At 47.2% G+C, this 26,162-nt stretch carries 20 protein-coding genes; 9 read left to right on the forward strand and 11 right to left on the reverse strand.

Going from position 1 to position 26,162, the window contains the following annotated elements; translation table 11 throughout:
• Window positions 1-127: 127 nt before the first annotated feature.
• From CF168_RS02865 to CF168_RS02880, 4 genes are all read left to right on the forward strand, one after another.
• Window positions 128-1,456: a leucine-rich repeat-containing protein kinase family protein gene (locus tag CF168_RS02865; protein WP_089066899.1), complete on the forward strand. Its 1,329-nt coding sequence runs from the start codon at window positions 128-130 to the stop codon at window positions 1,454-1,456.
• Between the two features lie 113 nt (window positions 1,457-1,569).
• Complete coding sequence (locus CF168_RS02870; protein WP_089066900.1) at window positions 1,570-3,369, forward strand: tetratricopeptide repeat protein; 1,800 nt, start codon at window positions 1,570-1,572, stop codon at window positions 3,367-3,369.
• A gap of 162 nt (window positions 3,370-3,531) precedes the next feature.
• Window positions 3,532-4,530 (forward strand): NAD(P)H-quinone oxidoreductase, encoded by a 999-nt coding sequence (locus CF168_RS02875; protein WP_089066901.1) that lies wholly within the window; start codon window positions 3,532-3,534, stop codon window positions 4,528-4,530.
• Window positions 4,531-4,852: 322 nt separating this feature from the next.
• Window positions 4,853-5,257: a hypothetical protein gene (locus CF168_RS02880; protein WP_011718360.1), complete on the forward strand. Its 405-nt coding sequence runs from the start codon at window positions 4,853-4,855 to the stop codon at window positions 5,255-5,257.
• 109 nt (window positions 5,258-5,366) lie between these two features.
• Here CF168_RS02880 and CF168_RS02885 read toward each other — a convergent pair whose 3' ends face one another.
• The 5 genes from CF168_RS02885 to cutA form a co-directional block, all read right to left on the reverse strand.
• The gene (locus CF168_RS02885) at window positions 5,367-6,398 is read right to left on the reverse strand and encodes an aldose epimerase family protein (protein WP_089066902.1); all 1,032 of its coding nucleotides are present in this window, start codon (window positions 6,396-6,398) and stop codon (window positions 5,367-5,369) included.
• A gap of 125 nt (window positions 6,399-6,523) precedes the next feature.
• Window positions 6,524-7,669 (reverse strand): galactokinase, encoded by a 1,146-nt coding sequence (gene galK, locus CF168_RS02890; RefSeq protein ID WP_089066903.1) that lies wholly within the window; start codon window positions 7,667-7,669, stop codon window positions 6,524-6,526.
• 285 nt (window positions 7,670-7,954) lie between these two features.
• Window positions 7,955-9,610 (reverse strand): cation:proton antiporter family protein, encoded by a 1,656-nt coding sequence (locus CF168_RS02895; RefSeq protein WP_086902167.1) that lies wholly within the window; start codon window positions 9,608-9,610, stop codon window positions 7,955-7,957.
• A 152-nt stretch (window positions 9,611-9,762) separates the two neighbouring features.
• Window positions 9,763-11,604 (reverse strand): protein-disulfide reductase DsbD, encoded by a 1,842-nt coding sequence (locus CF168_RS02900; RefSeq protein WP_089066904.1) that lies wholly within the window; start codon window positions 11,602-11,604, stop codon window positions 9,763-9,765.
• Window positions 11,601-11,924, reverse strand: coding sequence for a divalent-cation tolerance protein CutA (gene cutA / locus CF168_RS02905; protein ID WP_089066905.1), 324 nt, complete (start codon window positions 11,922-11,924; stop codon window positions 11,601-11,603). The genes CF168_RS02900 and cutA overlap by 4 nt, the downstream gene beginning before the upstream one ends.
• A 223-nt stretch (window positions 11,925-12,147) precedes the next feature.
• Here cutA and CF168_RS02910 point away from each other — a divergent pair, with 223 nt between their 5' ends.
• Together CF168_RS02910 and CF168_RS02915 are read left to right on the forward strand one after the other, a co-directional pair.
• Window positions 12,148-12,768, forward strand: coding sequence for an FxsA family protein (locus tag CF168_RS02910; protein ID WP_089066906.1), 621 nt, complete (start codon window positions 12,148-12,150; stop codon window positions 12,766-12,768).
• Between the two features lie 187 nt (window positions 12,769-12,955).
• Window positions 12,956-13,351: a hypothetical protein gene (locus CF168_RS02915; protein ID WP_089066907.1), complete on the forward strand. Its 396-nt coding sequence runs from the start codon at window positions 12,956-12,958 to the stop codon at window positions 13,349-13,351.
• A gap of 175 nt (window positions 13,352-13,526) precedes the next feature.
• Here the strand turns inward: CF168_RS02915 and CF168_RS02920 are convergent, their stop codons facing one another.
• The gene (locus tag CF168_RS02920) at window positions 13,527-16,607 is read right to left on the reverse strand and encodes an efflux RND transporter permease subunit (RefSeq protein ID WP_089066908.1); all 3,081 of its coding nucleotides are present in this window, start codon (window positions 16,605-16,607) and stop codon (window positions 13,527-13,529) included.
• A gap of 3 nt (window positions 16,608-16,610) precedes the next feature.
• Window positions 16,611-17,693, reverse strand: a complete 1,083-nt coding sequence (locus tag CF168_RS02925) for an efflux RND transporter periplasmic adaptor subunit (protein WP_089066909.1) — start codon at window positions 17,691-17,693, stop codon at window positions 16,611-16,613.
• Between the two features lie 128 nt (window positions 17,694-17,821).
• Here CF168_RS02925 and CF168_RS02930 point away from each other — a divergent pair, with 128 nt between their 5' ends.
• On the forward strand, window positions 17,822-18,811 hold the full coding sequence (locus tag CF168_RS02930; protein WP_089066910.1) for a LysR family transcriptional regulator: 990 nt from the start codon (window positions 17,822-17,824) through the stop codon (window positions 18,809-18,811).
• Here CF168_RS02930 and CF168_RS02935 read toward each other — a convergent pair.
• A complete protein-coding gene (locus CF168_RS02935) occupies window positions 18,808-20,166 on the reverse strand; it encodes an MATE family efflux transporter (protein WP_089066911.1) in 1,359 nt (452 codons plus the stop codon). The two genes, CF168_RS02930 and CF168_RS02935, sit on opposite strands and share 4 nt — an antisense overlap.
• Before the next feature lie 226 nt (window positions 20,167-20,392).
• Here CF168_RS02935 and CF168_RS02940 point away from each other — a divergent pair, with 226 nt between their 5' ends.
• Window positions 20,393-20,683, forward strand: coding sequence for a co-chaperone GroES (locus tag CF168_RS02940; RefSeq protein ID WP_011071021.1), 291 nt, complete (start codon window positions 20,393-20,395; stop codon window positions 20,681-20,683).
• A gap of 57 nt (window positions 20,684-20,740) precedes the next feature.
• On the forward strand, window positions 20,741-22,378 hold the full coding sequence (gene groL / locus CF168_RS02945) for a chaperonin GroEL (RefSeq protein WP_089066912.1): 1,638 nt from the start codon (window positions 20,741-20,743) through the stop codon (window positions 22,376-22,378).
• Window positions 22,379-22,888: 510 nt separating this feature from the next.
• Here the strand turns inward: groL and CF168_RS02950 are convergent.
• Genes CF168_RS02950 through CF168_RS02960 form a run of 3 tightly spaced genes read right to left on the reverse strand, consistent with a single transcriptional unit; the run spans window position 22,889 to window position 26,110 of the window.
• The gene (locus tag CF168_RS02950; RefSeq protein ID WP_206191655.1) at window positions 22,889-24,493 is read right to left on the reverse strand and encodes a non-canonical purine NTP pyrophosphatase; all 1,605 of its coding nucleotides are present in this window, start codon (window positions 24,491-24,493) and stop codon (window positions 22,889-22,891) included.
• Window positions 24,456-25,415, reverse strand: coding sequence for a beta-ribofuranosylaminobenzene 5'-phosphate synthase family protein (locus CF168_RS02955; RefSeq protein ID WP_157705918.1), 960 nt, complete (start codon window positions 25,413-25,415; stop codon window positions 24,456-24,458). Before CF168_RS02955 ends, CF168_RS02950 begins: the two co-directional genes overlap by 38 nt.
• Window positions 25,412-26,110 (reverse strand): hypothetical protein, encoded by a 699-nt coding sequence (locus CF168_RS02960; protein ID WP_089066915.1) that lies wholly within the window; start codon window positions 26,108-26,110, stop codon window positions 25,412-25,414. Before CF168_RS02960 ends, CF168_RS02955 begins: the two co-directional genes overlap by 4 nt.
• Window positions 26,111-26,162 lie beyond the last annotated feature (52 nt).

A 26,162-nucleotide genomic window follows, 5' to 3' on the forward strand; every position in this document is an offset into this window, starting at 1 on the left:
GGCACATGCTAATCTGTTTTCGCATTTGTGAATAGCTTTGCTTAAAATTTGACCGCGTTAGTTACGTTTAGCTTTGGCGCTAAATACGCTAAGATAGCGGCGTTTTTTTATTGCAGTGGATGAGAGAGTGCAGACGTTAGCGCAGTTAAAAGCGGGACAATTACAAGGGGTTACCCGTTTACAGTTGGTTGAAAATTTAACCGAGTTTCCGCGGGAGATCTTCGATTTAGCCGATACCCTTGAGATCCTCGACTTATCCAATAACCAGCTCAGTTCACTGCCTGAAGATTTACATCGCTTAACTCAGTTGAAGATCTTGTTTGCTTCCAATAACCGCTTTGAAGTGTTGCCCGAAGTGTTAGGTCAGTGCCCTAAACTGGAGATGATTGGCTTTAAGGCGAATCAAATTCGTTCGGTTCCTGAGGCGTCATTGCCCTTGCATACCCGCTGGTTGATCTTAACGGATAACCAAATAACCGCCTTGCCCGAACGTATGGGGCAATTGTATCGCCTGCAAAAATTAGCCTTAGCGGGCAATCGGTTAACCTCGCTGCCAGCATCCATGGCCCAATGCCATAACCTAGAGCTAGTGCGTTTATCGGCAAATGCTTTAGCCGCGCTGCCGAATTGGTTGCTTAAGCTGCCTAAACTCACTTGGCTGGCGTTTGCGGGCAATCCCTTTAGCCATACGCTAGTCGACCCCCATGCCGATGTGGCCAGTGTACCCAATGTGTCATTAGCGGATATTGCCCTCGGTGACAAATTGGGTGAGGGCGCCTCGGGTATTATTTATCAGGGGCGTTGGTTAAATCCTGCGATGGTTGCCACCACGGGGACTGAGCAGATCGCGGTTAAGCTATTTAAGGGTGAGGTGACCAGTGACGGTTACCCTGCCGATGAATTGGATTGTTGTTTAACCACGGGCGAGCATCCAAATCTCATCAAGGTTTTAGCGCATATCAGCCAGAAGGATCAGCTAGGGCTAGTGATGGCGTTAATCCCCCAAGGATTTTCTAACTTAGGCTTACCGCCCTCCCTCGAAACCTGCACCCGCGATACTTTTAAGGCGGGCAGCGAATTCAGCCTTAACGGCATAGTTAAGATAGCCTTGCAGTTGGCCGAGACTCTCGCGCATATGCACGCCCAGCAAATCAGCCATGGGGATGTGTATGCGCACAATATGATGATTAATCCGCAGATGGCGCTATTGTTCGGTGACTTTGGTGCTGCTTCAAACTTGGCCAAACTATCCCAATCAGAGCGAGAGGCGATGGAGGCCATAGAGGTGCGGGCTCTAGGTTGTTTGATTGATGATTTGTTGCCCTTCGCTAATCGTTTTGAGGACGAGGGGCTGCACGCACAGCTGCTGCAGTTAAAAGAGCAATGTATGCAGGCCGACTTCGCAAGTCGCCCACGTTTTAGTGAGGTGGCCAAGGCATTAGCGGCACTGACCTAAGCTCACACGGGTGTTATGCCTAAAATAACAAGGGTGGTTCCATTGGTGAAAACCGATGTAGAGACATTAAAGCAAGGGCGATGGTATCTCATCAGCAATGGAGAACTGGCATTATGAGGTTGGTTCCTAAAGTAGCAGTGCTCGGGCAGGGCCTGACCCTGGGCCTCATCTTGAGTTTGAGCCTGCTGAACTCTGCGCCAGCTTGGGCGGGCTGGTGGGATAACCTGTGGCTACAGGAGTTACCCGTCGACCAAACTAAGCCGCCAAAGACTGCGCAACGCTTCGAGTTTACGGGAACCTTACCCGCCCACACCCAGCTCGAATTAGTTGGCTATTACACTTCCTCTACATGTACCCGCAAAGAAATCCGTTTCCCAAATGGTGATATTGCCAACCCCTATCGCGCCACGCTGAATAAGAGTTCGGTTTTGCGACAGACCCTTGATACGACCGACAATGCCAAACCTTTTAACCTGACGTTAGCCCTGCAAGGGGGCGGAGATTGCGATTGGCAATTGGAGGATTTAGTTCTCGATCTTACCCTGCAGCCAAGTCATCCCATCTGGCAAAAGGTTAAGTCATTAAAAGATGGCTATTTACATACGTCACCGCTATTAACATCGAGCGGACCTGTGACCAAAGCCTCGCCCCATGATGGCTTTTATTTGAGTCAGGAGCTGACTATCGAGCCCGTGCTTGCTGGCAGCGAAGAAGATACCAATCTGGTTGCGGCGTTGCCGCTTAGCCTCAATCCCGTGTATTACCCTGTGGTGATTTACAGCCCCAAGACCGACAGCCCCTTTGAGGTAAAGCTTAAGAGTAATCTGCAATCGAGTAGCCGTTTATGGTCAAGCGCGGCGACACAAATGGTGCGATTCGATAAACAGCCAGTGCTGCGGGTGCAGTTTAATCCCGAAATTCTGCCAGATTATCAAGTGAATGTATGGCGTCAGCCTGAGCATATCTCCGTCCATTATCCCGATGGCACAGAGTATCGTTATCCGCGCGGGGACGTTCATCTCTATGCCTATGGTAAGCCTGAATCTATGCTCAATACCTTAAGTGGGAGTAGCAAGGCCGAAGATAAGCGATTGTTAGCACATATCTATTGGGCTGGTCATGCGCTGGCGAAGGATGAAGAAAAAGCGCGCAAATACTACCGAGAGGCGGCCGAGGGCGATGACTTGATTGCGATTCAGTGGATGCAATCACAGGCAGCCTATGCGGGCGAGGTTGAGCAGAGCCGTTATTGGCTACAACGCGCGGCAAGGCTTGGGGATGTCGAGGCCAAGTTGGAACTGATTCGTCAGCCATTTGAGACCATACTGCAAGGCAAACCGAATACGGCCGAGGCGAAAAGCGTCCAAGACAGCGCTTGGAAGCAGTTAAATCAGTTGGTTAATCAAGGTGTTCCCGAGGCCATGAGTATGATGGCGCTGTACCAAGCATTGCCTTGGTCGCCCTACCATGATGCAACGGCAGCGTTAACTCACTATCGTATGAGCGTGCAGGCTGATCCAGCCTTAGCCCATAGCGCCGCCAGTGATTACTATTATTTGCTCGAGGATTTTGAACAAAGCCAAGAGTTTTGGCAGATTGCCGCCGAGCGCGACCTCTATGTTGTCGCTGAATATGCGGATATTCTGTTAAAACCCGACACGCGTGATGCGCATCAAGCGCGCATCTGGCTCGAAAAAGTGGTTTCGCAGGGCGATAAACAAAGCATGCAGCGGGATGTGTTGGGGCGTGCCTATTTTCAGCTTGCGAGCCTACTCGATACGGGCGAAGGTGGCAGCGTTGAGCCAGAGCGCGCCCTTGCGCTCTATCAGCACAGCATTGAACTGGCTAAATCCTTTACGAATGATTACGAAGCTAAGGCCAAGGCAAGAGTACAAGCGCTTGAAAAGCTTTGAGAGTCATGCCAGTTTTAGTGTTTGAACTTGGGATAGTCTAGCCCTATCGTCGCTATGATTATCGATTTATCCCCATATCCAACTATGCCTGAAATGGCTGCTAACCAGCAGTGAAGACCGCCTTGTTAGCGGCAGTACTCTGTATTCTCCTAGGAGCACGTTATGTCCGAATTACCCCATGATTACACGCATATTTATCTTGAGCAGCCCGGCGAGCCTGAGGTGATGCAGCTGACACGCTCGCCATTGCCCGTACCGAGTGCTGGCCAAGTCTTGATTCGTAACCGCGCAGCCGGGGTGAATGGACCCGATATCAAACAAAGGATGGGAATGTATCCACCACCACCTGGGGCCTCGCCGATTATTGGGCTGGAAGTCGCGGGGGAGATCTGTGCCTTAGGCGACGGCGTGACCCAATGGCAGTTAGGAGATAAGGTTTGCGCCTTAGTGCCCGGCGGTGGCTACGGCGAGTACACCTTAACCTATGCCGAGCATTGTTTACCTATTCCACAGGGCTTTTCTGAGCTGCAAGCGGCGGCGCTGCCCGAAACCTTTTTCACTGTGTGGGGCAACCTCTTTATGCGCGCGGGACTCAAGGCGGGTGAAACCGTGTTGATCCACGGTGGTTCGGGTGGCATTGGCAGCACGGCGATTTCACTCGCCAAGCATCTTGGTGCGACCGTGATTGCGACCACGGGGCAGGATGCTAAGCGCGACTATTGCGCCGGATTAGGCGCCCATCTGGTGGTGAACTACAACACCCAGAACTTCGTGGAAGAAGTCATGGCCTTTACTCAAGGCAAAGGCGTCAATGTGGTGTTTGATATTGCTGGTGGCGACTTTATCAACTTGAATCTTCAAGCATTAGCGCTAGATGGCCGCATGGTGTCAGTGTCGACCCAACGTAGCGGTAAGGCAGAGGTGAACATTCTGCAGTTGATGGCCAAACGTATTGTGTGGACAGGGTCAACCTTAAGACCGCAGAGCGTTGCGGCAAAAGCCGAAATCGCCAAGCAATTACGTGAGCAGGTTTGGCCTTTGCTCGATAGCCAGCAAATCGTGCCGCATATCTGTGCCACCTTTCCACTGGCCGAGGCGGCCAAGGCCCATGCGCTGATGCAGTCGGGAGAACATAGAGGCAAAGTTGTATTAACCTTGTGATCCCGCCTGGCTACATCTGCGTAAACGCACTCGCCTCAATCCTTTGATGGAGGCGGGCTGCCGAATTAAAACTTGCTGTGATGTTTTTTTAGACTAAAGTCGTTAATGACAAAATTTTTTAGAGACTTTGGCCGAAATTAATGCGTAATAAGTGAAAATTTCATGGTATGAGGCATTGATTATCGGAAATATTCTGTAAAAATACCCAGTTGAAAACGTCAGAGACTTTCCGGCGCGATTCGTGGATCAAAGCAAGCGACGCTTCGCTTATTCAGACTAAAAAACTCATAGTGTATGTGTTGATTTAAGGGTATTGGCATATATGTATAACACAGCAAAGAAACAGGTTTGGTATGGTGAGCTGAGAACATCGAAGGGCACCGCGATTGTCGTCCATGACAACCAGCTGCCAGAGGCTTCCCCTGGACGAATCTACCTCTACAATACCGAACGTGATGCTATTGTTGAGTATGTAGAAGACATCGTAAAAGTGAACCTACATGACTTAGATGATGCAGCGGTAAAAGCGGCTGAAGCTAAGTTTAGCGGCGCATGGAAAGCAGCTCGAGCTCAATTTATGGGCAAGCATCAAGCTCGCATCGACCTGAACAATGTGAAAGATTCAGGCCCTGTTCGTAAGGCTAAAGCTGAAGTTGAGCCTGAAATTGAAACCGATGCCATTGGCGCCGATTTTGATGAAGATTGGGGCGATGATTTCGACGATTAACACTGAGTTTGCCTAGGGCAAATTTGGTTAGGGTAAGGAATAAATCACTTTATTCCTTACCGGCTTTTCCTTCCTTTATTCGAAAAACCTATCCCAAAACGCATTCATTTTAGCCTTCAATATCAAATTGATAGCGGCTGATATGATGGTAGATTTTCCCCGGTACTAACCAAGCGTCATCACCCAGTAGGGGTTGATTAGGCGAGTCAGGTAATTTTTGCGGTTCAATACACACGCCCTGATAGGCGTTCAAACTTTGTTGGTTTCGCCCTAGGGTTCCCGCTAAAAAGTTAGCGCAGTAGAGCTGCACGCCGGGCTGATTGGTAAAGACTGTCATGGCGCGACCACTGACGGGGCTTGATAGACAGCCAAAGCGGCGCAGTGAATTATCGGGATTGTCCAAGAGATAACAATGATCATAACCTTGGGTGCTGGCCAGCGCCGGATCTTGGAGTTTGTCCCCTAGAGTAACGCCCTGAGTTAAATCGAAAATACTGTTTTTGACCTCGGCAATCCCCGTAGGCACGCCCACCTCATTCATGGTGAGGTAGCGCGTCGCATCGATTTGCATCCGATGTTGATGATTATTCGGCAGTCCATCGAGGTTGAAGTAGGAATGCTGCGTCAGACTGACGGGGCAAGGTTTATCCACCGAGGCGAGGATTTCCACATAGAGATTATTGGCTGCGAGGCGATAGTCTAACTGGACAGTGCAATTGCCGGGGAACCCCATGTCGCCATCAGGGCTGACTAACGATAAACGCACACCGTCGGGAAGTTGGCCTAAGTGCCAGTTTTTTCGATTAAAACCTTCGCGGCCGCCGTGCAAGCAGTTGCTGGCCTGATTGATATCCAGTTGATATTCATGCCCTTGATATTGCATCTTGCCCATCGCAATTCGGTTGGCAAAGCGCCCTGCGATAGCGCCAAGGTGGGCGTTTTGGGTTAGATAATCTTCGGCACTGTCGCAGCCAAGCACGATATTGGCGCGTTGGCCCTGTTTATCGGGCGTCCAAAGTGAGCGAATAATGCCACCTAAGCTGAGCACTTCTAAGGCGATGATGCCATTGTCTATCCGCACACGTTCGATTTCACCGCCGCGGGGATCGGTCCAAGGATCTAGTACACTGAAACGCACCATTTAGCTTCCCTCTAATGTGATTTAACCGCTTGATTTTGCCTCTTAAAAACAACAAATACCATAGGATTCAAGGTTGAATTCGTATGGTATTTGTCTGGAAGAATGGATTGAGCGTGATTGACGGACTAGCTGTCGATGCGCCCCGCGCCCGCACTCGCCGAGCAGAGATACACAGTGGCATCGATTCCGGTCTGCTCATAAAATGCATGCTCGACCGCCGAGACTACGGCATCGGTGAGTTCGTGATCCACTAAGGCGACAACACAACCGTCGGTCATGCGAATGCCGCCACGCTCTCCAATCACTTGGCCGACTATGTCCACCAAAGTGTCAAATTCGGGCAGTGTCACCTCAAAATCATCCCGCAGGGATTGATGGGACTGTGCCATTAACAAACTGAATTTAGATAGATTATTTTGCTCTAGCGCCCGAGCAGCACTCTGAGTGCGTTTGTTTTCGGTGACGACGTGTTTGGCACGGTGATACAGGGTGTCATCCAATTGATCTTTAGCACTTTCGAGCTGGCGCAGGTCGAGGTGGCGCAGGGCATCGAGACCAAAAAAGTCGGCAGCCTGTGCGCATTCTTCGCGGCGTTGTTGATTTATCGCCGCCAGACGTTGTTTCTCGATATGGGCATCGATAATGATAAGGCTGAGGTTTTCAGGGATCGCAATAGGCTCGCTATCCAGATCCAGACAATCGATGAGTAAGGCATGATCCGGTTCGCCCATGGCGCAGATCATATGATCCATAATGCTGCAAGCCGATGAGACATAACGATATTCACCGCGCTGAGCGAGTTGTGCTACCGCCATAGGAGATAAATGCAGTTGGCTGCTGTCGCTAATGGCGGTGCCAAAAGCGACGACTAAGGCGCCGGAGGAAGACAGACCCGCAGCTAATGGCACATCGCCGACAACCGCTAAGTCTAACCCTTTGGCGATAAGCCCAGTGTTGGCCATGGCCACCGTTAGGCCTTTGAGATAATTGACCCAACCATCTTCGGGATTGATTTCGGTGTCTTTACCGAAACTCCATTCTTTGATTTGTCCCGAAAAGGCGTCGGCAACGGCGCGAAACTTATTGTCCTCTCGACGCTTAACGGCAATCACAGTATGAAAATTAATGGCGGCGGGCAACACGAAGCCGTCGTTGTAATCCGTATATTCACCGATCAAATTAACCCGACCTGGGGCTTGGTATAAATCATCGGCTTTAGTGCCAAAGGTTTGGACAAATAACTTAGTGGCGCGCTGCGCAGGGTTCGACATGCTGAGAAGACTTCCAAAAAAGCTGAGCTAAATTGCGTTCTTGTCTTCGATTTATATCACGACTAACTCGGCCTTGTAACTGAGATTTTGTAGGGTATAGACGATAGTCTCGTTAGGGAAAATCGATACAGAACAAGCAACCGATTAGTTCTGTCTGGCGAATCACTGCAATTAGTTGATTTTGATTGTTTTTAACATTTTAAGGGGAGAGATAAGTTGGCTCAGGAGGTTTAATTTCCTGAGCCAACATCAGCCTAAATAAGATGATTTTTATTCAAGGCTAGATTAGACAGAGCCAGAGGTCGCGTTAGCGTTAATTGGTGACTTGTCGGCATTGGCTTCGGCCTCTGCGCGGGTTTCTGAATCGGGTAATAATTCATGGATCACATGATCGACAAAACCCGCACCCGCCGCTTCGTACAAGTTATACACGCTGTGTACGCCAGAGGTTCTCAGCGAGGCGGCATCATCGCCGTATTGTACGATGGCGCTGAGTTTACCCTGATAGTTCAGCTTCTTAAGCTGCTCAACGGCGAACAGATTTCCCGCATGGTGCGGCATGGCCAGCAGCACTAACTCAAGATTTGGCGCTCTATCGAGCTTTTCCCAAAAGTCGGTATCCGCGGCATCGCCTTGCACGACGTTGCGGCCATTGGCACGGTGCAAATCCACCAGTTCCTGCTTGTGTTCAATCCCGAGGATTTCACCATCGAAACGCGCGCGCAGTTCGTCGTAGGCACCGCTACCAATGCGGCCCATACCTAAGATCAAGAAGCGGGGATTACCAATGGCAATTGGTCTGTCTTCTGGGTGCAACGGGGGCTTCTCGAGTCGAATCAGACGTTGTTGGAAGCGTTGATAAATATTGCCTACGGTAGCGTTGAGTGGCGCCGCAAATAAGAAGCTGAAACTTAAGGCGACCGCGATAATCACCAGCCATTGTGGTGGTAGCCAACCTTTGCTGGTGGCAACGGCGGCCACGATAAGGCCGAACTCAGAGAAGTTACCTAAGTTGAATGAGGCCAGCATAGAGGTGCGTGAACGCAGCTTGAATCGTGTCAGTAAGTAGACGAATAACAGGATTTTTAACGGCACTAACAGCACTAATAAGGCCGCGAGTACCACATCGGATACCGTGGGTAAGCCGTTGAGGCCAATGGTTAAGAAGAAGGCGACAAGGAAGAGTTCTTTAAAGTAGAACAAGGATTTAGCCAGCTCAGAGGCCTTTTTATGCCCCGCGAGTAAAATCCCGATGATCAGTGCGCCGAGATCCGGTTTGAGGCCGACGGATTCAAATAACCAAGCGCCGACAACCAGCGCCATCACTAATCCAAATAGCACTAAGAGTTCGCCGTGACCAACACGGTCGAAGGCTTTGTAAATCAGCGGTTTTGCCAGAGGCAACAGCAATAATGCCAGCGCCCAGACAGACGGAATGGCACCCTTGGAAATAGTTAAGAAAACGACGGCAAAAATATCCTGCATAATCAGGATACCAATGGCGACACGGCCATAGAGGGACTGCACATCGCCTTTATCTTCCAATACCTTAATCGCGAACACCGTACTGGAGAAGCTGAGCGCAAAGGCGATTAATGACAGCTGTGCCACGCTCAAACCGTCGAGCTGGCTTAAGCCAATCAGGCCGAGGATTTTGAGGATGGGAATAAACAGCACCATGGAGAGCACTAAATGTATGCTCGACCCGGCCCAGACTTCGGCCTTAAAGAGGCTACGGATATCCAGTTTAAGACCAATGGCAAAGAGTAATAAGGTGACCCCGAGGTTAGCGAGTTCTTGCAGCAGGGGCAGGCTTTCTTTCTCAATACCAAAAACAAAGAGTACAAAGCCTGCCACTAAGTAGCCGATCAGGGGAGGCAGCCCTATGCGGCTAACCAGCATGCCGCAGATAAGTGTAATGATGAGAATAGCCGGTTCCATAATGCTCCAATCTAAAAAGTCCACGTTAAACAGGGATTGTATAAGAAATCGATGACAGCGTGATAAAAAAGCGGACTTTTAATGAAAAAAGTCCGCTTTTTATTGGTTTGACGCTAAAACGGCGCAGAGATAAATTGGCGTTTTAGCTGAGATTATTTCACTAAGTGATCTAAATGGGCGGCAAATTCCTTCGGTCCCATAAAGCCAGTCACTCTTAAATCTTCCCTCTGCTCGCCTTGCTCGTTAAACATTAGCAGCGTCGGCAGGCCCAGTACGTTGTATTTCTCTAGCAATGCGACATCTATGGCATCGCTCTTAGTTACGTCGGCCTGTAATAACACTATCTTGTTCATCCGCACTAACACTTCGGCGTCCTTAAAGGTGATGGCCTCAAACTCTTTACAGGCCACACACCAATCGGCGTAGAGATCCAGCATCACAGGCTTACCCGCAGCGGTTGCGGCGGCGATTTCACGGTCTAAATCTTCAATAGATTTAATCCGTTTAAAGCCGTGCTCCTGCTCGGTTGTCGCCACAGTGCCCATTGGCGCATGAGTAAAGCCAAAGTGGCCCATGACCGCTTGGAAACCGTAGGAGAAACTGGCCAGCAGCGTGAGCGTCAGCAGCACTGAGCGCACGGTTTGCTTCCAGTTGAAGGCGCTGAGTTTGTTTTGGTGCATCAGATAACCGGTGAAGCTAATGCCCCAGAGCGACCAGAGCACATCGGAAACCACACCCGTCCAAATACGGCCAAGCATCACAATCGATACCGCAATCAGGAGGAAACCGAACACGGTTTTAATGATGTTCATCCAAGCGCCAGCGCGTGGCAGTAACTTACCACCCGAGGTGCCGATGATAAGTAGCGGCACACCCATACCCATGCTCAGCACGTAGAGCGCGAGGAAACCTTGCAATAAATCACCGGTTTGCGCCACATAGACTAAGGCGCCTGACAGCGGGGCCGTTGTACAAGGTGAGGCCACTAATCCCGAGATCACCCCCATCAAAAACACGCCTACTAAATTGCCGCCCTTTTGATTGTTGGAAATTGAGTTCATCTTCTCCTGCCAGCTAGAAGGCAGTTTGAGATCGTACAAACCGAACATGGATAAACTGAGTACAAAGAACAGGATAGCTAAAAAGATCAACACAGCGGGATGTTGCAGTGCCGCTTGATATTTCATCCCCGCGGAGGCAACGACTAGACCTAAAATCGAGTAGGTGATCGCCATACCCTGTACATAGGCCATCGACAGGGTGAAGGCCTTGGCAGTCGAGAGTTTTTGCCCTTGGCCGACAATAATGCCCGATAGGATCGGATACATAGGGAAGACGCAAGGCGTGAGCGCCAGACCAATCCCTAGGCCGAAGAAGATCACTAAGGTCCAGAGCAAACTGTCGTTAGACAGCATCTGGCTTAGGCTATCTTGCTGGGTAATAGGTTGGCTTGGTGCACTAGCTGTTTGCTTAACATCAGCTGTGGCGGCAGGTTCAGTCGTTTCGTTGTTGTCTGTGCCAGTCGCGATTTGCCCATCATTGGCCGCGACGGCTTTTAGGGTGACATCGCGCTTGGTCGGTGGATAACAGAGTTTACCCTCGGCGCAGCCCATAAAGGTCACGGTTAAGGTGCCGTTATCATCGGCTTGTTTCAGGCCAACGGGAATATCGATATAGGTGTAGTACACCTCTTGCTCACCGAAATATTCGTCGTTGTGGGGTTTGCCCTTTGGCAGATCTATGGTGCCAAGTTCGGCGCCATTGACACTAAACTTAAGCTTATCTCGGTACATGTAGTAGCCGTCGGCAATGACCCAATTGAGGGTGACCTTATTGCCTTCCTGCTTAAAATCGAAGGCAAAGGCTTGATCGACAGGCATTAACTCTGGCTCACTTTTTAGAAAACCGAAGCTATTGGCGAAGACATTGCTACTTTGAGTTAAGGGCGCAAGCAGCAGTAATGCGGTGAAGATAAAGCTAAGTAGTTTTTTCATGGCTGAGTGTTATCTTTTATCCAATCTAAATAGGCTGGTAGCCCGTGAGTGACGGGTACGGCAATAATTTCAGGCACTTGATAAGGGTGGAGTTGAAGCACAAGCTGTTCTAACTCGGCATAGCGGCTTTGTAAACATTTAATGTGTAAGCTAATTTCTTGCTCCTCACAGATTTTTCCTTCCCATGCATGCACTGAGCGGATCGGCGCCGAGATATGCACGCAAGCGGCGATGCGCGCTTCCACTAAGGCATGGGCGATGCGCTTTGCCTGAACTTCATCAGGGCAACTGGTGCTGACCACTAAATACTGAGCTTGCATGGTGTGAGGTATCGTCCCTTAACAATCTTAAACTTCGCTTAAGCCTATTAGGCTAAGCTACTTTACGTGCTTTTATGGTCTCATACATTAACCGGGTAACAAAAGAGTGAGCTAAATATCAGAAGTTTCACTCCCTTACCGACAGCGCCAGCCAAGAGACTTGAATTAAGACCGGATAGCCCCCATTTAGTTTTCAAGTAAGCGAGATAAATCTGAGGTCGGTATGTTTTTAATCCTGTTTTTATTATTTGTGCTGATCCCAGTTATCGAACTGTCAGTGTTAATTCGCGTGGGCGAGGTGCTCGGCACTTGGACCACTATTGGTCTGGTGTTATTTACCGCCGTGTTGGGTGTGTCCCTCGTGCGTAGCCAAGGGCTGAGCACGCTGATGCAAGTGCAGCAAAAACTCACGCGAGGCGAGGCGCCAGGGCAGGAAATTGTCGAAGGCATGATGTTAGCCATGGCGGGTGTATTGCTGGTTATCCCTGGCTTTGTGACTGATTTTATTGGCCTATTATTACTCACACCCTTAACGCGCCGCCCGATTGCCGCCTTAGTGTTTAAGCGTATGCAGCTGCGCGTGGTGTCTGGTTTACAGGGCGGAATGCGCGGCGGTTTTGGTACGGGTCCATTTGGACCTCATTCAGGCTCACAGTCGAATCCATTTGGCCAATCCCCCTTTGAGCAACATACTCACTCCGACGGCAATGTGTATGAAGGGGACTTTGAGCATAAGGCTGATCCGAGCGATAAACGCCCCGAGAGTCATCAATTAACGGATAAAGATGGCGACGCGAAAGTGCATGAGCCTAACGACACTCAGCACAAAGATCCAAAATCTTAACCATTGATCCTGACAGATTAAGCCGTTACTCACGCAATATTCTACAAGCTCCCACTGGTGCAAACCTCTGGGAGCTTGTTTTTATGCGCGTTGTCGCAATAGTTGTAGTGGGTAGCTTAAGTCGGTTTGCTTCAACTTAGCGACGTACTATAGTAAAGCTCGAACATATTATTCATGGAGGTTGAATATGAGTCTGACTAAGTTAAAGCTGATGTCGGGATTGTTGTCTGTCGTAACTTGCTCGCTGATTACCTATAGCGCAGTCGCAGGGCCCTTAGATCCTAATTGCGACCCTGAAAAAGTCGCCAAGAATGCGGCGGTTAAGGCGACTACTGGCGTGAGTGGTCGCTGTACTCCCGAGAAAGCCGCCGAGCGTACGGCGAAAGATGCCAAGGATGCCGTTGGGGATGCTAAGGATAAAGTGACGGATTCGGTCAGTGATAAGGTCGATGATATTAAACCCGACGATAAGCTATCCGACAAAGCCTCCGATGCGCTAAAGCAAGATAAGCACGAACACGACAAGCACGATAAGAAAGAGGGTGTCGATGCTAAGAAAGTCGTGAAAAAGGTCGTCAATTAACGCCGGGCTCGATAGTCATTCACTCTTACCGCGCCTAGATTTTATGCTAACCAAGCTGAAATCTAGGCGTTTTTGTATTCGGCTTAAGTGGATAATCAAGAGAAGGAAAGGGCCAATCGATGAGCAATACTACATCGATCGGCCACGCCGGGAAGCGTTTAGGGAGAGTGACGTGCTAGTTGGTGCTCGCCACTGCATTCGGTTTGATGTTAAAGGCCAAGCTGTACATCACTGGTAGCACTATCAGGGTCAGTAATGAGGCAAAACCTAAACCAAAGATGATAGTGATCGCCATCGAACCGAAAAAGGCGTCGGGGATCAGCGGGATCATCCCGAGCATAGTGGTGATCGCCGCCATTAATACGGGGCGCACACGACTCACACTCGAATCGACAAGGGCGGCATAGGCGGGTTTACCTTCACCGAGCTCGAGGTTGATTTGGTCAACCAACACAATGCCGTTTTTAATCACCATGCCCGAGAGGCTCAGTAGGCCCAGCAGCGCCATAAAGCTAAAGGGGGCATCGAAAATCAATAATCCCGCCGAGACACCAATCAAGGCCAGTGGCACGGTAAACCAAATCACTAAGGGCTGACGCACAGAGTTAAACAGGAACACTGTGATTAAAAACATCGCCAAGTAACCCATAGGAATCGAGCTAAATACCGCGGTTTGGGCTTCGCCTGCAGTCTCATACTCGCCGCCCCATTCGAGGTGGTAACCAGCGGGAAGACTGATGGCTTCAACCTTATCCTTCACTTTACGCAGCACAGAATCGGCTGTCTCATCGCTGCCAAGCTTTGGATCGGCCAGAACCGCTAACATCCGCATCCGGTCGCGACGCTTCACCAACGGGTTTTCCCACTGGGTTTCGAACTGGCTCACCACTTGGGTGGCTGGCACGAAGGTGTTGTGCTCGGTACTCCAAATTTGCAGTTTCCACAGGCTGTCGGCCTGTAAGCGCTCTTCGGCGGGCGCACGGGCAACGATAGGCAGCAAATGGCTGGTTTCACGGTACAGGCCAATCTGTTTGCCGCTAAAGTTGATGAGCAGTGCGTTATCCAGATCTTGCTTACTGATCCCGGTTTCCCTCGCCTGAGCATTTTGCAGCTGCGGGCGGATCAGCGGCACTTGATTGCGCCAGTCATGGCGAACACCGTCCATCGTTGGTTCTGCATGGAAAATCGCTTCGGCCTGCGCGCCTAATGCACGCAGCACTTCGGGGTCATCACCGTAGAAACGAGCCTCAATCTTCGCGGCGGGAGACGGGCCGTTTTCCATATTCTTGAATCGATATTGCGCCTGCGGGAATCGTTTATTTAACTGTCCTTCTAACTCAGACATATAGACTTTGAGCGACGCTAAATCCTCCATCTCGATGATCAACTGGGCAAAGGCGGGGTAGCCTTTCTCGGGTTGATAGGGCAGGACGAAACGCTGCGCACCTTGGCCAATCACTGTGGTTAAGTGTTTTAGGCCGCTGTGTTGTTCCTCCGCTTGCTTGAGTAGCATCTGCTCAATATCGGCGGTAAAGCGTTCTGTACCTTTGATATCCGTGCCTTCTGGCATCCAAATATCCACAAAGAAGATTGGCGTATTTGACGCAGGGAAAAACACATTTTTGATATGCCCAAAGCCAATTACCGCAGTAACGAGCATGGCACCGACCAAGAGAATACTGGTGAGCCTAAAACGCAGGGCAAAGGTCAAACTCGTGCGGTATAAGCTAAAGAACCAGCCCTTGTATGGGTCCTGTTCTTCATCGTCTGCTGGTGCATCTTTAAAGAGCAAGTGGCAGAAGAAAGGTGTTAGGGTGATCGCAGTAATCCAACTGATAAATAAAGAGATCATTAACACTTGGAACAGGGAGCGACAAAACTCACCGGCGGCATTTTGTGATAAACCAATCGGCGCAAAGGCGATAATCGCGATCACTGTGGCGCCAAGTAGCGGCCACTGGGTTTGCGACACAATTTGTTTTGCGGCTTCGAGGCGAGTCTTACCTCGGCGCAGGCCAATCAGAATGCCTTCCGTCACCACAATGGCGTTATCGACTAGCATACCAAGTGCGATGATCAGGGCGCCGAGGGAGATCAGTTGCAGCTCAATGCCCAGTACTTTCATCACGATAAAAGTGCCGAGAATGGTCAGCAGCAGGATTAATCCCATCAGTAAGCCAGAGCGTAAGCCCATAAACAGCAATAGCACGGCAATAACGATGGCAATCGATTCTAATAGGTTGATTAAAAATCCATTAACTGTGTCATCTACCGCCAGACTCTGGTTATAAACCGTATCTAAGTTCATCCCAATTGGGCGTTGTGACTCCAGCTCGGCAAGGCGCTGGCTAACGCTTTTACCCACTTCGACTACGTTGACGCCACTCGAAAACGAAATCCCAAGGGAGAGGGCGGCTTCGCCACGGTTGTGATAGAGCACACTCGGGGTCTCGTCGTAATCTTTCTCAATATTGGCAATATCCCCTAAATAGATGAGTTCGGTGCTACCGGGCGGGCTGACAATCAGACGCGCCAGATCCTGCACACTGCTGAATTCACCCGTAGGGTGGATACGAATGCGATTATCGCCAACCACTAAACTCCCGGCGTTGGATACTACGTTTTGGTTGTTGATAAGACCGTAGATATAGTTTTGATCTAGCCCCAGTGCCGAGAGTTTTTGTTGTGATATTTCAATCACCACTTGCTCGGTCACACTGCCCGCGACTGAGACTTTTTTCACCCCTGGCACTAGCACTAATTCGCGGCGCAAATAGTCGGCGTAGTTGGTTAATTCGCGGTTGCTGTAATCCGGGCCTGAAAGATTGAACAAAATCCCATAGACGTCGCCAAAGTCGTCATAAACCTTGGGCGAGGTGCTGCCGGGGGGCAGTTGTCCTGCGGTATCGTTAACCTTACGGCGCACTTCATCCCACACCTGTGGCAGGCTGGTTTTGTCGTAGGTTTCTTTGATCTCAATTTGGATCTGCGACAGACCAGCACTGTTGATTGAGGTCACATGCTTAACCGCATCGAGCTGCTGTAATGCATCTTCGAGGGGCAGGGTCACCTCCTCTTCGACTTGCTCGGGTGATGCGCCCGGGTAAGCGGTGATCACTAGGGCTTCTTTAATGGTAAATTCGGGAAATTCTAATTGCCCAAGACCCGTAAAACTGACGCCGCCACCCACGAGTAGCAGCAACACAAACATCCAGCTGATGACTTTATGGCGGATGGAATACTCAGCAATATTCATGAATTACACTCCGCGCTGCCAGCGTAGTGGTTTGACTTTCATCCCATCGGATAACTGGGAAACTCCTGCACTCACAATCAAGTCGCCCTTGTTGATGCCGCCTAAGACTTCGATGCCTTGAGTAGTGACACGCCCTAAGGTGACGGCAGTGGGTTTCACTTCACCCGACTGAGACTGATACACCCATACTTGAACTTGGCCGTCTTGGTCGCGTTTATCGATGGCGGTGACTGGCACTATGGCCGAAGCGGTTTGGTCTGGCGTCTTTACTAAGGCGAGGGTTAACTCGGCACTCATCCCTGGAAGTAATTGAATATCTTTAGGTTGAGGTAAGGAAAACACTACTTCGTAGGCCTGAGTCCCAGGCGTGACTTGGGTGGAGTACTCCTTGAATTTCGCATCAAACTCCATGCCTGCTAATGCACTAAAACGCACTTTAGCGACAAACTTTTGCTGCTGGATATAAGTGTTTAAACCCGCGGCCATCGACTCGGGTACTTGGATACTTACATCGAGCAAATGGTTGTTTTGTAGGGTTAATATTCCTTGATTAGCCTGCACAATTTGGTGGTTATCCACTAAACGTTTGGCCACAGTGCCACTAAAAGGGGCGATAAGCTTGGTATAACTTAACTGGTCACGGGCGGCAGCTAAGGCGGCTTTGGCCGATTTAAGCTGTGCTTGGGCGCTATCAAACTCGGCTTGGGAGATTGATTTACGCTTTAGGAGTTCAGTTTTACGCTGAAAATCCGCCGCTAACAGTTCATGGTCTGCTTCGCGGGTCATTAAATTGTTATAGGCATCCCTGTCGTCCAGTTTAGCCAATAGGCTACCTTGGTTAACACTTTGCCCCTCTACCAGCGCCAACTCTGTAAGTTGCCCAGAAATGCGAAAGGACAATTCTGCACGACTATTGGCGCTCACCCGCGCGGGGAAGGTTCTAAAATCTCCGCCCTCGAGTTTGGCAACCTCAAACAGTTTTACGGGTCTGATGACACTCGCCTGTACCGAGCTTTCCGCTGGCGTGCAGGCTGTAAGCAGGGCTGGCAATAACGCCGCCAAGGGAATAAGTCGATAAGCTTTCATGGTGGAGAGTCCTCAATAACAATTTATCAGCATTTCAGGGGCGCGAAGTTATCAGCTAAAGTTGTTGCAATAAACGGGATACTTTGGGATTATCAATCCCACATAATGAGATTGATATTAAGTTAAAAATGAATACAGAGGACCTCGCGTTATTTCACCGAATCGCTGAAACCGGCAGTTTGATTGAAGCGGCGGATTTGCTTAACTTACCAAAATCGACCGTGAGTCGGCGTTTACAGGCATTGGAAGATGAGCTGAATATCAAGCTATTCCACCGACAGAGCCGCTCGATGACGCTGACCTCGGCTGGAAGCCATTTTTACCAACGTTCACAGAATATCTTGGCGCAGCTCGATGAAACTCTGTTTGAGATGACTAACGAAGATGCTGAGATCAGTGGCCATCTCCGCATTCAAATGTTTCCTATCCACAGTATGAATGTGTTGATGCAAGCCATTTTTCGTTTTATGGATCTGCATCCCAAGCTCACGGTTGAAGTGATTAGTAGCGCAGAATCTGTTGATATGGTGAAGAATAATCTCGATGTAGCCTTTGTGGTCGAACACGCATTAGATACCTTAGATTTAGTGGTGCGGCCGATATTCACCACGGATTTGCGTTTTTATGCCAGTCCCCAATACCTAGTGCAACATGGTATGCCGCAGACTCCACAGGAGATTGAGTCCCATAATGTGGCTTTATTTAGGCTCTCAAATGGCAAGATCTTTAATGAGTTATGGATTGGTGCAGAACAGGAAGTTCGGGTTCGGGGGAATTTCTGCTCCAACAGTGTCGAGGTCGCGGTAGAGTTTGCTCTGCAAGGGCGCGGCATTGTGTATGCGCCTGCGGAAGTTGTGGCTGATTTTGTGGCTTCAGGGCAGCTAATTACCCTGTTACCTGAGATAGAGTCCCATCCTGGCGAATGCTATTTGGCCTACCCATCAAGGCGTTATGTAAGCTTGGCCAGCAGACGCTTTATCGACTTTATTATTAAAGAACTGGCGCCGAAAGGTGTACCAACTAATCTCAGCACGCAAAGTGTGCGCCGAGTTTGTAAGGCATCGGAGGAGCCCTTCCCACCCAATGATGTGCGTTTTAGCCTAAAAAGCACAACCTAAATAGCGTCGGCGGTCGTGACCTTGGTCGGCTCGCAAATCCGCTGCGCTAAGTAATAACAGGCAATCCCCATCAAGAGGTTGGTGATGGGGAGCGCGAGTAATAAGCCTTTTACGCCATCAATATAAGATCCCAGCGCCGCCAGTGGCAGCATCAATAGCACTAAGCGGCACAGGTTAATCACTAACGAACTCATCGGCCTATGGTAGGCATTAAGCGCCGTGGCAAAGATGATCACTATGCCCAAGGGGCCGTATGCGCAGGGCAGCACCAGAATATAGAAGCTTAACCACTCTAACACCTGCGGATCGGTGCTGAATAAATGGGCGATAGGCTGGGCCAAAAACGCCAGCGGAATATAGAGTAAAGTTTGGAATACTAAGATAAATTTCAGCGATAACAGCAGTGCCTGTTTGGCCCTTTGCGGCTGCCCAGCACCGAGATTTTGCGCGATAAATGGCATTAAGCTTGATGAAAGCGCCATCACTACAATCAAGAGCACCGATTCTAAGCGCGTGCCCGCACCAAAGGCCGCGACGGCGCTGTGGTCGATATGCGCCAGCATCGCCATAATCACCGCATTGGCGAGTGGGTTGATTAAATTCATCAGTGCCGCGGGCTGGGCGATATGGGCGAGCTTACTCCAGTTGGCGCGCATTCTATCGATATCAAATGCCGCCCACTCCAACATATTGCGCTTAATCATCAATAAATAACCCGAGAGCGACAAGGCGACCAGCCAGGAACACAGCGTCGCTATCGCCGCGCCTTGGATCTCTAAGCGCGGAAACGGCCCGATACCGAAGATTAATAAAGGATCGAGAATTAAGTTGATGATCGCCGCCAGCGCCATAATCATCGCGGGGGAGCGGGTATCTCCGGTCGAGCGTAATCCCTGATTCCCCACCATCAATAACACCAACAGTGGCGCGCCCACATACCAATACACCATATAGTCGTGGATCAGCGGCAGACTGGTGTCATTGGCACCAAGCAAACTAAATAGTGGCTTAATAAAAATGCTACCTAGGGCGGATAAACTGGCGATCAGGATAAAGGTCAGCAGCAGTGCATCGTGCAAAAACACTTTGGCACGAGGGGCATTACCCGAGCCAATCAGCCTGCCAAGGTTGGTCGATACGCCAGCGCCAATCCCAATCGCAATGCTGGAAATAATCAAGGTCACCGGAAAGGTAAAACTGATCGCCGCTAAGGCTTCTGTCCCTAACTGGCTGATAAAAAAAGTGTCAGCGAGGCTAAAACCCAGAATGGTCATAATGCCAATCAAGTTAGGGAGGCTCATGTTGAGCAGTACACGACCAATTGGCGCGCTAAGCAGCCCGTGTCTGTCTTGCATGGGGAAATGGTGCCTTGTTTGCGAGCGGAGGCGGAATTCTAACAGGATTGTGCTCGCTTGAAAAAACTGACATCAAAAAAATGAATTTTTTTTTGTAAAGGCACTTGGATCTGGCGGGGGCTAACCCCATATCACAGACATCAAAGGGGACGGCGAATACGCTTCCTCTTTTTCATCACAAAATCGCCTCGATTGTTGGGCATTAAATCATTAGGAGAGTTCATAGATGAATATTCGTCCATTACATGACCGCGTAATCGTTAAGCGTTTAGAAGTTGAATCAACTTCAGCGGGTGGCATTGTATTAACTGGTAGCGCCGCTGAAAAATCGACTCGCGGAGAAGTACTGGCAGTAGGCAACGGCCGTATTCTCGAAAATGGCACTGTAAGACCGCTAGATGTGAAAGTAGGTGATGTAGTGATCTTCAATGAAGGTTACGGTGTGAAGAAAGAAAAAATCGACGGTCAAGAAGTCTTGATCCTGTCAGAAGCTGACCTGATGGCCATCGTAGGTTAATCCACGACATCAATTCGACATTCCAATTAATCATCAAAAATTTAAAGGATACTCAATATGGCAGCTAAAGAAGTTGTATTTGGTAATGACGCACGCGTAAAAATGCTGGCTGGTGTAAACATTCTGGCTAACGCAGTGAAAGTGACCTTAGGCCCTAAAGGCCGTAACGTGGTATTAGACAAGAGCTTTGGCTCTCCACTGATCACTAAAGACGGTGTGTCTGTTGCAAAAGAAATCGAATTAGAAGACAAATTCGAAAACATGGGCGCGCAAATGGTGAAAGAAGTTGCTTCTAAAGCCAACGACGCCGCCGGTGACGGTACCACTACTGCAACCGTACTGGCACAAGCCATTGTAACTGAAGGCTTAAAAGCCGTTGCAGCGGGCATGAACCCAATGGACTTAAAGCGCGGTATCGATAAAGCCGTTGCTGCAGCCGTTATCGAGCTGAAAAACCTTTCTCAAGATTGCGCCGACTCAAAAGCTATCGCTCAAGTAGGTACTATCTCTGCTAACTCTGACGAGTCAATCGGCCAAATCATTGCCACTGCAATGGAAAAAGTCGGTAAAGAAGGCGTGATCACCGTTGAAGAAGGTCAAGCACTGGAAAACGAACTGGACGTAGTAGAAGGTATGCAGTTCGACCGTGGCTACCTGTCTCCATACTTCATCAACAAGCCAGAAACTGGCAGCGTTGAATTAGATCACCCATTCGTACTGTTAGTAGACAAGAAAATTTCTAACATTCGCGAACTGTTGCCAATCCTTGAAGGTCTGGCAAAAACCGGCAAGCCATTACTGATCGTTGCCGAAGACGTTGAAGGCGAAGCCTTAGCAACGCTAGTTGTGAACAACATGCGCGGTATCGTAAAAGTGGCTGCGGTTAAAGCCCCAGGCTTTGGTGACCGTCGTAAGGCAATGCTGCAAGACGTAGCGATTTTAACTGGCGGTACTGTAATCGCTGAAGAAATCGGTTTAGAGCTTGAAAAAGCAACCTTAGAAGATTTAGGTACAGCTAAGCGTGTTGTGATCACTAAAGACAACACCACCATCATCGATGGTAACGGCGAACAAGCGCAAATCGAAGCGCGCGTTAGCCAAATCAAGCAACAAATCGAAGAATCAACTTCAGACTACGACAAAGAAAAACTGCAAGAGCGTATGGCTAAATTAGCTGGCGGTGTTGCGGTAATCAAAGTCGGTGCAGCGACCGAAGTTGAAATGAAAGAGAAAAAAGCTCGCGTAGAAGACGCGCTGCACGCAACCCGAGCTGCGGTTGAAGAAGGCGTGGTACCTGGCGGCGGTGTTGCTCTGGTACGTGTTGCTTCTAAGATTGCTGACGTTGAAGTGGCTAACGAAGACCAAAAACACGGTGTGGTTATCGCACTGCGTGCAATGGAAGCGCCACTGCGTCAAATCGCGACCAACGCAGGCGAAGAAGCCTCTGTTGTGGCGAACAATGTGAAACACGGCAGCGGTAACTACGGTTACAACGCGGGCAACGACACCTACGGTGACATGCTAGAAATGGGTATCCTTGACCCAACTAAAGTGACCCGTAGCGCACTGCAATTCGCAGCGTCTATCGCAGGCCTGATGATCACCACCGAAGCAATGGTAGCTGAACTGCCAAAAGCTGATGCGCCAGATATGGGCGGTATGGGTGGAATGGGTGGAATGGGCGGCATGATGTAATTTTTGCTGGTTTAAATCGGTTATTACGGCGTTGCTGCTCGCTCACATACAAACAACGTATGCTACGCTCACAGCGCCTTGTACTAACACGATTTATCCTGCGCAAAAAGCATCTGTGGTCTTTAGCTTAATCGCTTAAAACCCAAATAGTTATAAAAGAAAATGAAAACCCCGACTCGGGTAACTGAGTCGGGGTTTTGTTTTTGGCGCTGACAGCGCCAGAGTGATTGATGTTATCTCGGCAGAGATAGATGCTGTGAATGGACTACAGCCGTGCTGTAAGCTTCAGTATTCCCTAATTGCCTGCCGCAGGCTTTTGCACTGTAAGTTTAACTGAATTTGAAAAAAGCTCGTCCCTGATTCGACTGACGCTATCTCGGCATCCATGCCTCGCTCACGCAACGAACGCAAATGCACTGCGGCAACTCCGAGGGGAAAGGTGAACTTCTGTGAACTCAGTGTTGGGTGTTAGACCATAAAGAGTTATGCCGGCCATATTTTTGATATGAGTTATAAACTGTATTTTTTAAGCAATAGCTTTGCATGTCCAACCCCCGTGTTTGAAAGCCGATATGTTTTTCTTCTATTTTTTTTATCGTATTTTACTTCAAAGAAAACATCGAACTTCATATTTAAAAGTCTCCCAATATTCTCTCTAAATTTAGGCTTGTCTAGCATGAAGAAGTTATTAAGGTTTCTGCAAATCTCACCCGTTGTGAGATAATTACTCTTTTCTCCGTCAGTTTTCAATCTGTATAATGTTATTATAACTAAGTCATATAGTCTTTGCTTATTACCATCTATTTTTGATTTTTCAATTGTTTCAGTGTTATATGTGTCGGATTTTAAACATTCGCTTGAATACTTTTCGTAATAAATAGATTTTGTTTCGTTATTTTCAATGGTCAGAATTCCACTTCTTTTTTGCAGAATCTCAAGCCCCATTCCAAGTTCTCTAAGATCTCTTTCTTCTAAGTTTTCTGTAGTGTTTGTTGTTTCACTTCGATTTCTAATTAATTTTCTTTTAATTCTTAACTCTGAGCTTGCTGTAATATTTATTACTTTTATCTCTCCTGATGTTAGGTAGTTATCTAAGATGAAATCAACTTCTTCAGCTTTCCTAAAACCAGTAATTATTACATTTGACCAGTTGTATTTTTCTAGAAAATCAAGTACTTTTTCAGCAACTAAGGTCGGTCGCTCTTTAAGAATTCTTTGAGCAAACTCACCTATTTTAACATCACTTCTTTCTCCATGTGTTTCTAAATAAATTAAATGCATGAAGTCTGATGCTTCAATATGTAAAAATGAATGTTTTTCTGCTAGATAGTCAGCAATCGTTGTCTTTCCTGTGCAGCTAAGCCCAACAACAATGTGCAAACTGGATAGGAATGAGGCATCTCTTTGTATTCTAGTCGTTTTTGTTTTATTTGTTATTAAATTTTTTTTATGAAGAAAATTTAATAGATCTTGGAATGCTCCCTTTCTAAAATCATATTTGTCGGCAACTTCAATAGGCATCTCGCTAATTATTGTTGATTCAGCCTCGGGGCAAAACCATTTGTTGAATGTTTTGTTATCTAGCCATGGATATATCGGGTTTGTTTGTAAGTCATAATTAACTTTTTCTGTTATGGTGCCCTTTGTATAGCTAGAAAAGTAAAATTCGTATGGCGGTATTGTCGGTAAGTATAACACAAGGTCAGACCTAACTATGACGTTTCTATTGTTGTTTGAAAATAATAATTGTAAATCAATTGTCTCAAAGTTAGTTTCTCGCATCCAGTATTTTATATCAGTGCCTGGATATTCTAGATTGTTTTTACTTAAGGCATCAATTATTACTGATGTATCTTCTAATATGAAGGGTTGGTTCGGACTTAGTCCTGCAGAAATGGCTTTGTCTTTAGCGCTATCAAGGCTTTCTTTTAACAGTTTTTCCCGATCGCTAATTCTAGGTTCGTCATAATTTGCATGGTAAGTTTTTTCTCTGAAATTGGATATTTTTACATCGTAATTTCTTACTAAGTATTGGGCATGCTGTGTTTTTGTTCGATTAGATGTAAAAAATATTATTTCAAACATATTCAATGTCTCTTCCAGTATTGCAAGCACTAAAAGTCATCAAATTATAGTTATCTTTATCTAGACAGGTTTCAATTTTTCTAATGTTTCTTGAAAAAAAGTAAATACTGTTTCCAAAACTACTCATTCCTGCACAGTCTACTTTTAGGCTGTTTAAATAATTAATTAGATTAATATTCGAATTGCTCTGAGTTATCTCAGACTTCTTCCAAAATGTATTTTGCGTTTCATTTATACTAGAGCAAAATAGTTCATAATTAGATTCTTTTATACTGGAGAAAGTTCCAAATATTGCTAGGTATGTAGCAAAATATGCCTCTGAATCTGGAATTGGGCATGTGTTTTTGAAAAATTCGACCTCATTTATATCTGATATCTCATTTCTTTTTTTAGGAAGGATAATCCCAAATTCCCAATTTGGGAAATCACATCTTGCCAGTACATTAGATGTTGAACGTGTGCTTTTTTGTGATGATGGAAGATGTTCATTATTATCTGATTTTATTCCAATATCGATTACAAATCCACCGCTGAAATATGTATTAATTCCAATTCCTGATGTACCTCCGCGTTTAGATTCTTCGATTATTTTATTGTGTTCTACGCTTATTTTATTACATAAAAATAAAGCTTCTATGCAAGCAAGTGTCACCGCTGTACCAACCCCAAGACCTATATGAAAATAATAATATCCATGAAGTTCAATTTTTATAGAATTTTTAAGTTTATATTTTTCTTTAATGTCATTAAGGATATTTTCTATCTTTTGTATTCTTAAGATATTGTTGCAATCTCCTTTAATTGTTATTTTATTTTCTACATATTCTTCTGCTGTGAGGTAATTGCTATTGTTTAGGATTGAAAAACCTAATCCACCATACTTTCTGTATTTACATGAGTGCATGGCTAATAAGTTTAAATGTAGTCTAAATGGTATTGTTATTTTTATCATGTACATTCTTCCCATTCAGCCTCGAAGAAGTTTATAAAATCAGTTACGTATGGTGAATTTGATTTGAAATGAATTGAATTGCTGTATTTGCTTTTCTTTTTATGGAAATAAGGTCCAATTATTGCTGAACTTTCATTCATGAAAATGTTGTGAGTTTGAATGTGTTTGTAGTATCTATAGTCAAAGTTATCTTTGTATTTGATTTTTAATCTTTTGAAGTTGTTTTCTGCAATTCTAAAATTGTCTTTTTCATCATCTGGTAAAAGTGATTCGTCTATTAATAATAACCTTATTTTAACTCCTTTTTTTAGTGCTTCTATAATTGCATTGTCACCATCGAAATCTTGACAGAAATCTTCAGAAAACCGTTTTCCTGTATAAAATAAAAGATTTAGTTTCTCTTTTGTTGTTTTAATTATCTTTTCATAATAATCTTTGTCATCTCTTCTTTCTAAAAAGTTAACAACGCCACTCTTGGTTAGTTTTTCATTGTTTTTAAAATCTTGATACTGCATGAGAAATTGAATAAAAACAGCAATTAAACTAACAAGACCACCTCCTATCAGTGGTTCAATTTTAGGTGATTTTATTATCTCGAGGAAATATAGGATTGAAAAAATAATAATTGAACTTATATAAAGAGCTAACATAATTGAGCTAAGAGTAAGCTCAAATTTAGTTTTGAATAATTTCATAATTTTTTCTCTTTGGTTAATATGTTAGTTTTTATTATGTTGTAAATTAATA

The sequence above is a fragment of the Shewanella bicestrii genome, from assembly GCF_002216875.1.
Taxonomy (GTDB): Bacteria; Pseudomonadota; Gammaproteobacteria; order Enterobacterales; family Shewanellaceae; genus Shewanella; species Shewanella seohaensis.